Origin of the sequence: Polaribacter sp. Z014, assembly GCF_023555435.1 — a bacterium.
Classification (GTDB): domain Bacteria; phylum Bacteroidota; class Bacteroidia; order Flavobacteriales; family Flavobacteriaceae; genus Polaribacter.
The window spans coordinates 174,015-188,084 of sequence record NZ_JALCZP010000007.1 but is presented as its reverse complement, the minus strand read 5'-3'; the positions used below and the strand labels follow the sequence as shown (position 1 = coordinate 188,084).

12 protein-coding genes are annotated in these 14,070 nt (G+C 32.3%); all 12 read right to left on the bottom strand.

Annotated features, from left to right (window positions below; all coding sequences use genetic code 11):
* Positions 1-668: 668 nt before the first annotated feature.
* Positions 669-1,202: an outer membrane beta-barrel protein gene (locus tag MPF19_RS10955; RefSeq protein WP_249988259.1), complete on the bottom strand. Its 534-nt coding sequence runs from the start codon at positions 1,200-1,202 to the stop codon at positions 669-671.
* A gap of 133 nt (positions 1,203-1,335) precedes the next feature.
* Entirely contained in the window at positions 1,336-1,617 is a 282-nt protein-coding gene (locus MPF19_RS10950) for a carboxypeptidase-like regulatory domain-containing protein (protein ID WP_249988258.1), read from the bottom strand.
* Between the two features lie 218 nt (positions 1,618-1,835).
* Positions 1,836-2,936 (bottom strand): Lcl domain-containing protein, encoded by a 1,101-nt coding sequence (locus MPF19_RS10945; RefSeq protein WP_249988257.1) that lies wholly within the window; start codon positions 2,934-2,936, stop codon positions 1,836-1,838.
* Positions 2,937-3,170 (bottom strand): hypothetical protein, encoded by a 234-nt coding sequence (locus tag MPF19_RS10940; RefSeq protein ID WP_249988256.1) that lies wholly within the window; start codon positions 3,168-3,170, stop codon positions 2,937-2,939.
* A gap of 10 nt (positions 3,171-3,180) precedes the next feature.
* Entirely contained in the window at positions 3,181-4,401 is a 1,221-nt protein-coding gene (locus MPF19_RS10935; RefSeq protein ID WP_249988255.1) for an ABC transporter permease, read from the bottom strand.
* A 2-nt stretch (positions 4,402-4,403) separates the two neighbouring features.
* Positions 4,404-5,147: an ABC transporter ATP-binding protein gene (locus MPF19_RS10930; RefSeq protein ID WP_249988254.1), complete on the bottom strand. Its 744-nt coding sequence runs from the start codon at positions 5,145-5,147 to the stop codon at positions 4,404-4,406.
* A gap of 6 nt (positions 5,148-5,153) precedes the next feature.
* Entirely contained in the window at positions 5,154-6,365 is a 1,212-nt protein-coding gene (locus MPF19_RS10925; protein ID WP_249988253.1) for an efflux RND transporter periplasmic adaptor subunit, read from the bottom strand.
* An 11-nt stretch (positions 6,366-6,376) separates the two neighbouring features.
* Positions 6,377-7,708 carry a TolC family protein gene (locus MPF19_RS10920; RefSeq protein WP_249988252.1) on the bottom strand — a complete coding sequence of 444 codons (1,332 nt, stop codon included), beginning with the start codon at positions 7,706-7,708 and terminating at the stop codon, positions 6,377-6,379.
* Positions 7,709-8,444: 736 nt separating this feature from the next.
* On the bottom strand, positions 8,445-10,904 hold the full coding sequence (locus MPF19_RS10915) for a S8 family peptidase (protein ID WP_249988251.1): 2,460 nt from the start codon (positions 10,902-10,904) through the stop codon (positions 8,445-8,447).
* Positions 10,905-10,910: 6 nt separating this feature from the next.
* Positions 10,911-11,888 (bottom strand): AAA family ATPase, encoded by a 978-nt coding sequence (locus MPF19_RS10910; RefSeq protein WP_249988250.1) that lies wholly within the window; start codon positions 11,886-11,888, stop codon positions 10,911-10,913.
* A gap of 117 nt (positions 11,889-12,005) precedes the next feature.
* The gene (locus MPF19_RS10905) at positions 12,006-12,782 is read right to left on the bottom strand and encodes a patatin-like phospholipase family protein (protein WP_249988249.1); all 777 of its coding nucleotides are present in this window, start codon (positions 12,780-12,782) and stop codon (positions 12,006-12,008) included.
* Positions 12,783-12,984: 202 nt separating this feature from the next.
* Positions 12,985-13,992, bottom strand: coding sequence for an LLM class flavin-dependent oxidoreductase (locus MPF19_RS10900; RefSeq protein WP_249988248.1), 1,008 nt, complete (start codon positions 13,990-13,992; stop codon positions 12,985-12,987).
* Positions 13,993-14,070: the final 78 nt, after the last annotated feature.

Below are 14,070 nucleotides of genomic sequence, written 5' to 3'. Positions count from 1 at the left end.
AATCTGAATACATATTGACTTTGCTTCTCGACTCCGCTCGAAGACCGTTTGGTTACTCTTCTTGAAAACAGTTTATTTAACAGGGTGTTCGAGCGGAGTCGAGAACTTGTATGATTTCTTTGAATTTAATGTTTATTGGGTATGCTTCTCGACTCCGCTCGAAGACCATTTTGTTACTTTTCTTTAATACCATTTATTTAACAGGGTGTTCGAGCGCAGTCGAGAACTTGTGTTGTTTCTATAAATCTGAATACGTATTGACTTTGCTTCTCGACTCCGATCGAAGACCATTTTGTTACTCTTATTAAATACAGTTTATTTAACAGGGTGTTCGAGCGGAGTCGAGAACTTGTATGATTTCTTTGAATCTGAATACATATTGACTTTGCTTCTCGACTCCGCTCGAAGACCGTTTGGTTACTCTTCTTGAATACAGTTTATTTAACAGGGTGTTCGAGCGCAGTCGAGAACTTGTGTTGTTTCTTTAAATCTGAATACGTATTGACTTTGCTTCTCGACTCCGATCGAAGACCGTTTTTGGAACTTTTCTTATATACCGTTTGTTTAACTGGGTGTTCGAGCGGAGTCGAGAACTTGTATGATTTCTTTAAATTTAATGCTTATTGGGTATGCTTCTCGACTCCTAAAAATAATACTAAAGCATAGCCTTACCTTCTTCTTCCTCCAGAATACGTCATCGCTTCACCTTTACCAAATCCATAGCTAATACCTAAAGTAATAAAGCGACCACGTTGTGCAAAACTATAAGTTTCAAAAGTTTCTTGTGATACCAATTGTTCCGAAATTCTAGATACAAACAAATCTCTAACTCCTAAATTTACAATGGCTTTTCCTTTAAATATTTTTTTACAAACACCTAAATCTAAATGTGTATATCCAATTACATATTGTGCACCCGTTTCTATGGTATAAGCATCAGAAATTGGGTTTGTATAATCGGCTTTAAAAGTATAATCTGCTTGTTGAAAATTGGTAGCTGTTTTTTGATTGCTATCATTATCATCACCAGAAATAGTAATATTTGTAAATTCAGACGATTGATCTTTCCCTAAAAAACTTCCCAAAGCACTAAACAATAAAGTATGATCTTCATTATTTTCAAACTGCTTTTTGTAATTCAATTCGTACTTATATTTCGGGTTTGTAGCATCCTCCTGTACTACTAATATCTGCACCAACATTAAAAACACGTTTATCTAATTTAAAAACGGTTTTAGAAACTTCTCCTGTAATTACTACCTCATCTAATGTTTGATTATCTGGAACGAGTATAATTTTCCCTAAATCAGCTTTATTATTACTGATATTAAAAGTTTAAATATTTTTTGTTTCAAAACCCATGAAACTTACTTCTAAATAAAAATTGGAATTGGAGGTAGAAATACTAAATTCCCCTGAATCATCAGAGGTTGTACCTGCTATTATTTTCTTAGTCGTTTTATCATGAAGCACTACCGTTGCATACGGAATTTCCTGAGAAGTGGCATCTTCAACCAAAGTTCCTGTAATAGTAGTGTTTTTGTCTTGTGACAAAATAGCACTACTAGAAAATAAAAGAAACAGCATGGAAAATGTATGTTGAATAAAAGATTTCATCTGAATATATTTTATAATTTGATTTCGTTTTAGCAAAAAATGAATATAAGGCTAATTCAATATATAACACCCCTTACTTTTATAAAACGAATCGTTTTGAAATCAAAAACACAACATTTAACAAAAATTTCACAAACAGAAAAAACCTAGTCTTTAAAACTAGGTTTTTCATTGTAAAACTCACGTTTACTATTAGTTACTTTTTTACTTCTTATTTTTTAATCTACATTTCTAACCAAACGTACATAATTATAATAACGCTCACCACCTTCTCCTGCAGGTCCGTTTTCATGTTTGGTATCAAATCTTACAGAACCTGCTCCGTGAAAATCTAAACCTTCTGCATTCACTGCTTTACCAAAAGCTACGTACCAAGCATAGTAATAAGGTTTTCCTTTTTGAAATCTTGCCGAAGTACTAGTCCAGAAATATGGAAAATCTTTATCGCCATTTTCGTTTGTAATTTCAGAAGAATTAAATAATGGATCTATTGCAGCTCTATTTAATGTAGCTTCCTTAGCGCCAGGAGCATAAGAATAATCTACAATACCTTGTAATTCCTTTACATTTGGCAATCTCCAATCTGAGTGTCCTGCTAATTCTGATTCTTCTGCATATTTTAAAGAAGATTTCCAATCCAAACCTTTTTTACTATCATCTTTAGACCACATTAAACCAGTTGCATTATCCGTAATTGTTTGGTTACCATTATCTACAAAATCATTAATTCCATAAATAGAACCCCGAACTGCACGGACATGTTTTAGCATTGGATTGCCAGTTGGTCTCTCTCCATTTCCTGGAGGTGGAGGTCTGTGTCCTGCTGTATTTTTTCCATCTTGTTCTCCATCTCTAGATGGCGGTGCTTTTTGATCACCAGAACCTTGTTTTTTACCATCACGTTTTCCCATTGGTGGAGGACCTTTGTGGTCTCCTCTACCTTCAGGTGCTTCTCCAGGATAGGCTTTAATATGTCCGGTTGCATGATTTACTCCAAAAGCAGCTGTATAACCACCTTCTTCGGTATGACCAACATATTTTTCAATTGCCCAATATTGCTCGCTTTTATCTACACGCTCATTATTAACTAATGAAAAATAATTGGTATCTAAATAAGGCCAACCAGTACTAAAATCACTAATAGAATATAATTCTTTAAGTGTAGGCATTCTCCAATCATCATAACCACCTAATTCTAAATTTTCTACATAATCCTTTGCTCCTTGCCAATCAAAACCTTCTGTTGTTGGAATTTCTTGCCATGTCAATCCAGTGTTTAAATCTAAAATTGTTCCTTCTTCACTTTTTTGAAAAGACATTTATTCGCCTTTTAAATAGTTGGCATCTTGTCCGTAAAGAGCATCACCTGGTGTTAAATCACTTAAAATTTCACCATCTTCACCATAGGCTTTTACCTGTCCTGTTGCTATTTGTGTGTAATTGTAATTCTTATTTTGTTCTTTCTTTGAAGTTCCCGTGTTTTTACAACTCATAAATACGAGGGCACAAACTGTAAAAGTCAAAACTGTATTTCTATTATGTATTTTTTTCATTGTATTTTTTTTATTCGTAGCGTAATGCTGTTATCGGATCTAATGCCGATGCTTTTCTTGCAGGATACCACCCGAAGAAAATACCCGTTACAGCACAAACTGCAAATGAAATAATGATAGAATACAAAGCAACACTTGTTGGCCAGCCTAGAAATTGCTCTATAAATACGGAGGCTCCTAATCCCAGTAATACACCGAGTAACCCACCGGTAATACTAATTAAAATAGCTTCAATTAAAAATTGCATTAAAATATCTGCTCCTTTTGCGCCTACTGCCATACGCAAACCAATTTCTTTAGTTCTTTCTTTTACAGAAACATACATGATGTTCATAATACCAATACCTCCAATTAATAAAGAAATACTAGCCACTGCAACTAACAGAATGGTTAACATTTCTGTTGTAGAACTAAAGGTAGAAATCAATTCTTCCATAGAACGTACGCTAAAATCATCATCCTCAGTATCTAACAATTTATGTTCGGTACGTAATATATTACTTATCTGTTCTACGGCATCTGGTGCATCATCTTCACTAATTGCCGATGCTATAATCTGGTTTAAGTGATCAATTGCTAGTATACGTTTTTGTACTGTCGTATAAGGAGCTATTACAACATCATCTTGATCTTGACCAAAAGTATTTTCTCCTTTTTCTTCTAATACACCAATTACTTTAAACGGAATATTATTAAAACGAATCATTTGACCCACAGGATCTTGACCATCAGGAAACACATTATCTACGACGGTTTGCCCTATTACTGCCACTTTAGAAGCCGATTTAACCTCAGCATCCGTAAACATACTTCCACTTTGTAAACCAACCACTTTAATGTCTAAATATTCTGGGTTTACGCCATATATTGAAGAAGGCCAGTTGTTAGAGCCATTAATAATTTGTCCGTTACCATTAACTACAGGTGTTATGTAGCTAATTAAGTCAGATTGTGCTTTAATAGTTTCATAATTTGCAAGTGTTAAGGTTTGCACATCGCCACCACTACCTCTTGCCGGACCTCTACTGTCTGCACCAGGCTGAATGGTAATCATATTAGATCCCATTGCAGAAATAGTAGTACGAATACTTTCTTTAGATCCTTCACCAATGGCTAGCATTGCAATTACCGAAGCTACTCCAATAATAATACCTAACATGGTTAATAAAGTTCTCGTTTTATTAAGAATGATGGCTTTTGTAGCAATTTTTAATAAATTTAATACTCTCATAATTAATCTTCTTGTTTAGGTAATTTTGCCAGTTCTTTTGCCGCAGATTGCACATCGTTATTCTGGTAATCTTGTATGATGTTTCCATCTTTTAAAACTACAGTTCTGCTACTAAAAGTGGCAATATCTGGTTCGTGTGTTACAAAGGCGATTGTTATCCCCTTTTTATTCAACTCTTGAAATAGAGACATAATTTCGTAAGATGTTCTTGTATCTAAGTTTCCTGTTGCCTCATCAGCAAGAATCATAACTGGGTTATTAACCAACGATCTAGCAATAGCAACACGTTGTTGTTGTCCTCCAGAAAGTTGCGCAGGTGTATGATCCATTCTATCTCCTAAACTCACCATTTCTAAAGCTTCAATTGCTCTTTTTCTTCGTTCTTCTGTAGACACTTTACTGTTGTATAACAATGGTAATTCTACATTTTCTATGGCAGAGGTTCTTGCTAATAAATTATACGATTGAAAAATGAATCCTATTTTTTCGTTTCTGATGGTTGCCAATTCATTTCTGCTTAAATCTTTAACAGAAACACCATCAATTTGATAAGTACCAGAAGTAGGTTGATCTAAACATCCTAAGATATTTAACAACGTACTTTTACCAGAACCACTAGATCCCATAATCGTTACAAACTCTCCTTCTTTAATATCGAAAGAAATACCTCTTAATGCATGAACCGTTTCGGTTCCCATGGTAAACTCTCGTTTTAAATCTTGTATTTTTATGATTTCTTTACTCATGGTTTCTTATTTTTTTCTGTTTCCTCCTGGACGTTGTGGCATAAAAGGACTTTCGTTTTTCTCTGCTGTACCTCCTGCTTCTTTTTTAGAAACACCTTGTAAACTGTACACCAATTTATCTCCTTTATTTATCCCACTTAAAATTTGCACATTTACTCCATCACTAGCACCAAGAGTTACTGTTTTTGGTGTAATTGTTCCGTTTTCTTCTAACACCCAAAGAGCCGTTTCTTCTCTAGATCTTTGGCCATTGTTTGTTTCTTCTATTTGATGTTGAAGATTATAAGTTGCAAGGGTTCCTCTTTCTGGCTTAAAATTAATTGCTTTAGCTTCTGCTGTTAATACATCATTCAATTCTAAAGTAAAAATAGAAATGGTTGCTGTTAAACCTGGTTTTAATTTTAAATCTGGATTATGCGCTTTAATAACTACGGTATACGTTACCACATTCGAGGTTACTGTTGGGTCTAAACGCACTTGAGTTACTTCTCCCTCAAAGGTTTCACCAATATATGCATCAACGGTAAACTCAACACGTTGCCCTTCTATTACTTGTCCTATATCTGCTTCATCAACATCTGCTTCTACTTGCATTTCTTTTAAATCTTGTGCAATTGTAAACAATGTTGGTGTACTTAAACTAGCAGCAACTGTTTGACCTTCATCAATAGCTCTAGATAAAACAACTCCATTTATTGGCGAATAAATATTCGCATATCCTAAATTTGTTATAGCAGATTGTAAATCTGAATAACGTTGTGTTACGGTTCCTTTTGCAGTTTCATAATTAAAAGTTGCTTCATCAAAATCAGCTCTACTAATCACTTGATTGTCGTACAACGATTTTTGTCTGTCGTAAATCGTTTTCATGTAATTTCTCTGGCTTACCGCATTATCATACGCTGCTTGTGCTTGTATTTTAGAAGCATTTAAGTTTGTTTTATCTAATTCTGCAATTAATTGTCCTTCTGTAACTACACTGTTATAATCTACATAGATTTTTTCTACAACACCAGAAACTTGCGTCCCTACTTCTACTTGTGTAATGGGTTCAATCGTTCCGGTTGCCGTTACCATTGTGGTAACATCTGCTTTTTTTGCGACTACCGTTTTTGCTTCTATAATAAGGGCATCGTCGCCTTTCATAAAAGTGTATCCTACAATTGCAAGTACAACGACTACAATGCTTATAATGATGATGTTTTTATTTTTTTTCATGTTGATGTTTATTAAAGTTTGATATCGTTTCCTTGATAAAATTGTAATAATTGATGGTATAAAATATTTAAGTATTTAGATTGTAAATAATTTTGCTGTGCATTTGTATACGTATTTTGACTAATCACTAAATCTGTAGTACTTAAAGCCCCTAATTCGTATTTTTTTTGTGCCAACTTATAAGATTGTTCAGCTGCTACTTTAGAAGCTTCTGCTGCAATTACTTGCTCTTGTGCAGACAATGCATTTTGATACGCCGTTTCTACTTTTTTATACACTTCTTTTTCTGTAGATAACTTTTGTATTTCTGCTTTTTCTATGTTGATGCTTGCCGTTTGTACCGCAGATTTTGTTTGATTTCTATTAAAAATAGGAATGGTTAAAGACAGTCCTAATTTCTGATTGAAATTCACATCAAACTGATCTGAAAACGTACTATCATTAATACTTGTATATCCAGAACCTAAACTACCTGACAAAGCCAATGTTGGTAAAAAACCTCCTTTTGCAATGTCTAATTGTTTTTTATTTGCTTCTATATTTAAGTTGCTCGATTGTATTTCTGGTAAAATTCCCAATGCTTTTTCATACACATCAGCCTTGTTCAATTCTAGATTTACTAAATCCATATTTTCATCGATGGTTTCAATTTCTATATCTTCGATTGGAGATAACTCTAATAATTGTTTTAAAGCAATAATGTATTGTTGATAGTTGTTTTTAGCAGCAATAACATTGTATTTGTTGGTTGCCGCCTGACTTTGAGCTTCCGTATAATCGCTTAATGCAATGTTTCCTGCATCTAAACGAGACTTTGCTCTTATAACTTCTGTTTCTGAAGCTGCCAAGTTGTTTTCTGCAATAACAATACTTTCTTTGCTATACAATGTTTGCAAATACGTTTCTAAAATATTTAAAACGATGTTGTTTTGTGCTACTTCTTCTTCAAATACACTTTGGTCAAATAAGATCTTATTTTGTGCTATTTGATTGGTTATTTGATTGCCTTGAAACAAAGTCATAGAACTATTAATCCCTACGTTTGTACTGTGTATTTGGTCTGTTACATAGCTACTTGTAATTGGGTCAATGGTATTTCCGTTAGAAAAACTTTGCGAAGCACTTCCAAATAAATTTGGTAATCGAGATGATTTTGCTTTGTTATAATCTATTTCGGCAATGTTTTTAGTCAGTACCGCATTTTTAACCGTAATGTTATTTTCTAAAGCATAATCGATACAATCTTGCAAAGACCATACTTTTGATGCGGAATTTGTAGTTATATCTTGTGCAAAAGAAATCTGCGCAAAAAGTAAGCTAAGAATGAGGATATATAATTTCATTTTTTTGAATGTTTTAATTGAACACTTCAAAAGTGAAACTTTATACTAGTATATGAAATTGTAATATACGTTTGCGGGTTTTTACTATACGAAAACGGTATTTTTATGGATGGGAGTTTTGGTGGTTTGTTGAATAAAGAGCATCTATTTACAATAATGAGAACTGATCTCTTGTTATGATTTGAATGTGAGTTACTAAGGGATGTTCAAAGTCATTGCGAGGCACGAAGCAATCTATGACTGATATTACAGAGAACTTCGATTTCCTCGTAACAACCTAAAAAAGATACTTCTTTATTTTTTTTTCATTGTTCTTTTCCATTGATGAATACTGAATCAAGTTCAGTACAAGCTTCACCAAAAATCTAGACTTCTGACAATTTTATTGAATTCTACATGATATTACACTATCGTGTCTAGACCACAAAAGCTCTTTGGACACTTGCCGCTCCATATCTTTTGAATTGCTACTAAAATTATAATATGTCGGGATGGGATTGTGATTTAATAAACTCAATCGTATATCATTTTATGTAAAAGAAACATTTATACTATTAATTGGGGTATCTCTAATAAGTGTTTATAGTAGGTATTAGAGACCCTTCAGGTTTTTAAAACCTCAAGGGTCTTTTTAAGCCGTAATGAAATTGATGATGAATAACATTTGACTTTATGGAAGAAAGTATTTTAAGATAGAATTTTTAGTTTAGTGACATATTTACGTAAAATTTCTTGTTTAATTATCAATAGGTATTGATACTAAAATTTGATTTAAAACATCGTTATATATATCAATTTCAGCTTCATTGGTTTCGATAGAAATAATTAAACTATATCTAACCGATGAATCATAACGTTTGAGTTTTTTTCTGTTTTTCCACCATCCTCCGACTGGATAAACCGCAATATTATTTCTCAATGCTAAATCTGCAGCTGAACCAATCCAGAGATCCTTATGTATACTACCTTTATCTCTAACTTGACTTCCCAATATCCAATCCTCTCGACCTTCAGCTACATAATCACCCTGTTCTTCTTTTATAGACTTACTAACACGAGATTTAAAAGCTTTCTGACTTTCATTCTTATCAATCATTTTGAACCTTAATCCATGTGATTTATATGATTGATCGTTAGCATATCTTTTATTTCCAGGGTTTGGTTCAATAAAATATGATAAGGTAACTATTAATTTCACTTCTAATTCAGCTAAATCAGACAAAATATCCGTTGGCCATGGTAAATCAAACAAATGAAAAATATTTGTTTTAACTATATTTTTATCATATTTAAAAGGTTGCAATGTTCTTTCTGCAATAATGTTTAAAGAATTTTCAGCACTATATTTAGCTTTGTTTAAGTTTGGTATTCCATAACCCACTCTCGCTAAAAGTTTAGATTTTTCTTCTGAGGACAAACTTTCTATTTTTTTATTATTTAACATTATATCATTCCATGAAGCAGAATGAATAATTAAAGCACGAATTGTTTCAGGTAAATAACTTGGATATTTTTGATATAATTCAGAGGCAAATTTTGATGCTAATGCTACTGATGCGCTTGTATCTGAAAAAGTAGTTAATACAGAACTTCCTATTCCAACTGTTCCTGTCGATAAAAGTTTTAAAGAATCGTGATCTAAAATCCCTGAATTGAAAATCCCATCATTACCTCCTTCAAATACAACATCGGGCTTTTTAGGCCATTTTTTATTCCAATTTATTGAAGTAGAATTACATGGAGACATTTGACCTTTTTTAGCTAATAATTCCGCACTTGGAAATTGCTGTGTGTCTAATCTATCTTTATTAGTAAAAGATCCTACTGTGATAGCATTAAAAGATTGTGCAGGATCTTGTACCGAAAAATCATCATTAGATAATGGATATATTAATCTATCATTCAAAGGTAAATTTCCTCCTGATATTAAAACCAAAGTTTCATCATTCCTATTATCTATAGAACCAAACAACTTTTGATCAATAGCAGCAGACCAAGAAGAAGGTCTCCCTAAATATTGATGATCTGGAGCTGTAATAGCTAGGCAAACAACTCTTTTATTATCTGGATTCATAATTTCTGCAATAGCTATAGCTTCAAGAGTTATTTGCCCATATAATTCCGGATCGTTCGCTAAACAATCAATAATTTTAATACTTTCTATATTATTGGAAACATTTATTTGCGAATTAGAAGTTAATGGATCGTTCAAATCTCCATATATAATAAGACCAGCCATAGGAGTCCCGTGTCCTTGCCTATAAGAATCGGAATTTGTCCAATTTGGATTTATTGAGTCTAAATTTCTTTCTGGAATTAAATCTACTAATAATGGATTAATTCTATTAACACCTGAATCTAAAAGACAAACTGAGACGTTATTTTGTTCTATTTGGTTATTAATTCTACTACGTAAATCACTTACAAAATCACCATCCCAATCTTTATCAAGATTTGTGAAGAAGTCTGCAGTTTCAATTGGTTTTCTGATTTCTGCTAAATTATCTACATAAAGTAAACTTTCTCCTAGTTCTTCAGGAGTAGCTTTAATTAAGCCTACTATATTTTCTGGAAAAACAAGTAATCTGTTATTTGTTAAAATAGTATCCGTGGATAATGTATTTAAAGTTTCTTCTACAACTTCTTTATTAGATCCACTAAACCAAACTTCCCACCATACACTTACATCTGAGCTTGGGAAATCTATTTCAGGTTCTTGCCAAAAACTTTCTAGAGTTGCTGCTCTAATATTTTCTATATTAGCTATTAAATTTTGGTTTTTGGGCTTTTCTATTATAGTTTCCTCTGTTAAGTATTTTTCAACTTTATTCAAAAAATTAGAAACAGCTTTCTTATTTAAATAAACCGCAATTTTATATACTATTTGCTCATTACCATCAGCATCTGTAAAGAATTTCGCTTTGCAAGAGGCAAGTCTATAGTTTCCTTTTGCATCTTCAAAACTATCGAAAGCTAGTTCAAAATTTAATGCAGATTCAAATTCGATATAAACAAATTCATATTCTTCATTTCCACCTGTAAAATCAGTTACTGCAGAGTTGAAAGAATTTTTTAGTTTTAAACCGTGTCTACTTCTATCTCTATCATCTTTAAAAAGAAAACTTCCACCACCATAAGTACTATATGGTAATGAAGAATTATTTCCATTAAGAAAAATGTGATTTAAGTCAGACATATTTTGTTAGAAAGGTCTTTTTCTTGAATTAATAGTTTCAGTTATAAATTCTAAATTGGACGTTTCCTTACCATAGACAATAATGTTTTTAAAAAAATCTTGACAAATTTTTTCTAAATCAGAAAAATTTAATCCTATAGATTTTTTAGAAAGTTCTATTAAAGCATTATCAGCTATTAATTCACTTTTTAAAAGTTCTCTTTTGTAATATTTAAATATTTGTTCTTCTGTAGGTATAGGATAATTTATAATATCATCGAATCTTCTAAATAATGCTTCATCTAAATTCTCAGGTATATTTGTAGCTGCAATTATTAAACTATTTGAATCATCTTTTTCTATTTGAAGTAAAAAACTATTAAGAACTCTTTTTATTTCTCCAACTTCATTTCCTTGACTTCTCGTTGTACCAATACTATCAAATTCATCAAATAAATAAACAGCTCTAAATTCTTTCATTGTATCAAAAACCAAACGTAATTTAGCTATTGATTCTCCCATATATCTACTGATTAAACCATCTAACCTTATTACAAATAGTGGAATACCTAATTCATTAGAAATTACTCTAGCAGTCATTGTTTTTCCACAACCAGGAGGGCCCGTTAATAATATTTTTTTTCTAGGAAATAAATTATGCTGTCTTAATTTTTCTATTTGTCTTTGTTCATCTAAAATTCTTTGAAGAGATTTTTTTAGATTAGTAGATAAGACCATGTCTTTCAATTTATCATCAGGTCTTGAAAACTCTAATAAATCATTAAGTTCTTTTTGTGCTGCATTGACAGGCAATCTTTTTAAAGTTCTTTCATTAATTTTTGATTTTTTAGAATCTTGAATTAATTTCTTCAACTCTTCGGCTAGTTCTTGACGTCCCTTACGGGCTTCTGCTGCAGCTATTTGCATAGCAGTAGCATAGAAGCGAGAATCATCTCCTTCCCTGAATGATCTAATCAAACTTTTTATTTGTTCAGCTGCTGCCATTTATGTTAATGTATTTTGATGTAAAAATATACAAAAAAAATGATAACTATATAAATTATGGTTAGCTATATTATCGTTTTAATTAAATCTAAATTTTTAACATTTACCCAGAATTACCTATACCCCATCCAAATACCCCTTCCCAATATCAAATATTTTTTCAGAATCTTTATTATCCAAACCAGAATACTCAGATAACGGAAAACTAACAGTCATTTTAGTAGTTGCAAACTTATGGCTTTCTGCGGCATGCGATTTTAAGTATGTAGCATGTGTAATTACTTTAAAGGTAGAATTTAATTGTAAATGCGTTTTTGGAGCAGGTTCAGCTACATAACTTCCTATAATTGGCAATCCTGATTTTAGAAAAGGTTTAATCGGAAAATTATCTAAAATTCCGCCATCGGAATACAAGGTTTTATTGATGATAATAGGCGTAAAAATACCAGGAATCGCGCAAGAAGCCAACACAGGTTTTAATAACTTCCCTTTGCTAAAATAACGAGGTTTGCCACTTTGCATGTTGGAGGCCGTAATGTAAATTGGAATCTCTAATTCGCTAAATTTATCTTTTATTTTATTTTCTATTATCGATTTGAATAAAAAAGTATCAAAAATCCCTGCTTTTGTCATACTAAAGAAAGAAAACTTAAAAAGACTCGTTCTTTTAAAGATTTCTAAAATTTCTTGTGTAGAAATACCAGAAGCATATAAGGAAGCAACCAAAGCGCCTCCACTACTTCCGGAAATAGCGTTTATTTGTAAGCCTAAGTCTTCTATTTTTTCTATCAATGCTAAGTGTGCTGCACATTTTATGCCGCCACCAGATAACACTAAGTTTATAGGAATATTTACATTTAGTTTAGAAAGTTGTTCACTGTAATTTTTAGGCATTGAAATCTTTTTTAAAATCTAAAATATAGGTAAATATACTTCTTAAATAGCTCAATTGCTATTTATTACAACGGCAATCGTTTTTAGATACAAGCAACTCTAAATTACTACAGATTTCAGTCTTTGAAGACTAAAACAGTTCTCGACTGCGCTCGAATAGACACTGAGCGTTTTCTAATTATTTTAATTAATAACTGCTCAATTACAAATTCAACTCTTTCATAATTTCTGCAAACAACTCATAAGAACGAATTCTATCTTTAATGCTATAAATATTAGTTACGGCAATTAATTCATCTGCTTGCGTCTGTGCTAAAAACTCCTTTACTTGCGCTTTTACAGTTGCTTTACTTCCTATAAAAGAATATTTAAGCATTTGATGCACTTGTGGGTTTTCTAGAATCTCCTTATAATAATCCGTCATTGGTGTTGGTGGCTGCACAAAGTCTCTTTTTCCGGTAAACAAACCAAGTATCATTCTAATTAAAGATGTAGATAAATTGGCCGCTTCTTCATCTGTTTCTGCAATAATAATGTTTACACCCGCAATGATATACGGTTTTTCTAAAACATCCGAAGGTTGAAATTCTTCTCTATAAATAGACAAAGCATTCCATAAATGTGTGGTAGCAAAATGACTTGCAAATGCATATGGTAATCCTTTTTTAGCAGCCAAATGTGCACTATCTGTGCTAGAACCTAAAATGTAAAGTGGTACTTCTACTCCTTCTGCAACGGTTGCTCTTACTTTTGCATGCTCGTTTTCTTTAGAAAAATAAGTCTGAATTTTTTCTATCTCTCTCGGAAAATGTTGCGCTGCTTCCATAAAATCAGATCGAATGGCTGCTGCCGTTTCTCTATCGGTTCCTGGAGCTCTTCCCAAACCTAAATCTATTCTATTCGGATACAAAGCACCTAACGTACCAAATTGTTCGGCAACAATTAAAGGCGAATGATTGGGCAACATAACACCACCAGAACCAATACGAATAGTTTTTGTTCCTTCTGCGGCATAACCAATTAAAATACTTGTAGCAATACTACCAATATTTGTAGAGTTATGATGTTCTGCCAACCAATAACGCGTATACCCAAATGTTTCGGCGTTTTGTGCCAGTTCTCGTACATTATTAAAGGTGTCTTTTAAAGTATTTCCTTTAGAAACTAAAGCAAGATCTAAGATGGAATATGCGGTGTTTTGAGTTTTCATAAGTATTTAAAATCAATAATTATATTGTAGATATAAAGTCGTTTTTAGGTGTACAAAATTACAGAAAGTAGTCTGTTT

What these genes read in the sequence shown, in the direction of transcription:
- MPF19_RS10955 (WP_249988259.1), bottom strand. Translation starts at nt 1,202, where the DNA reads ATGTTGGTGCAGATATTAGTAGTACAGGAGGATGCTACAAACCCGAAA.
- MPF19_RS10910 (WP_249988250.1), bottom strand. Translation starts at nt 11,888, where the DNA reads ATGGCAGCAGCTGAACAAATAAAAAGTTTGATTAGATCATTCAGGGAA.
- MPF19_RS10900 (WP_249988248.1), bottom strand. Translation starts at nt 13,992, where the DNA reads ATGAAAACTCAAAACACCGCATATTCCATCTTAGATCTTGCTTTAGTT.
- MPF19_RS10945 (WP_249988257.1), bottom strand. Translation starts at nt 2,936, where the DNA reads ATGTCTTTTCAAAAAAGTGAAGAAGGAACAATTTTAGATTTAAACACT.
- MPF19_RS10905 (WP_249988249.1), bottom strand. Translation starts at nt 12,782, where the DNA reads ATGCCTAAAAATTACAGTGAACAACTTTCTAAACTAAATGTAAATATT.
- MPF19_RS10915 (WP_249988251.1), bottom strand. Translation starts at nt 10,904, where the DNA reads ATGTCTGACTTAAATCACATTTTTCTTAATGGAAATAATTCTTCATTA.
- MPF19_RS10920 (WP_249988252.1), bottom strand. Translation starts at nt 7,708, where the DNA reads ATGAAATTATATATCCTCATTCTTAGCTTACTTTTTGCGCAGATTTCT.
- MPF19_RS10925 (WP_249988253.1), bottom strand. Translation starts at nt 6,365, where the DNA reads ATGAAAAAAAATAAAAACATCATCATTATAAGCATTGTAGTCGTTGTA.
- MPF19_RS10930 (WP_249988254.1), bottom strand. Translation starts at nt 5,147, where the DNA reads ATGAGTAAAGAAATCATAAAAATACAAGATTTAAAACGAGAGTTTACC.
- MPF19_RS10950 (WP_249988258.1), bottom strand. Translation starts at nt 1,617, where the DNA reads ATGAAATCTTTTATTCAACATACATTTTCCATGCTGTTTCTTTTATTT.
- MPF19_RS10935 (WP_249988255.1), bottom strand. Translation starts at nt 4,401, where the DNA reads ATGAGAGTATTAAATTTATTAAAAATTGCTACAAAAGCCATCATTCTT.
- MPF19_RS10940 (WP_249988256.1), bottom strand. Translation starts at nt 3,170, where the DNA reads ATGAAAAAAATACATAATAGAAATACAGTTTTGACTTTTACAGTTTGT.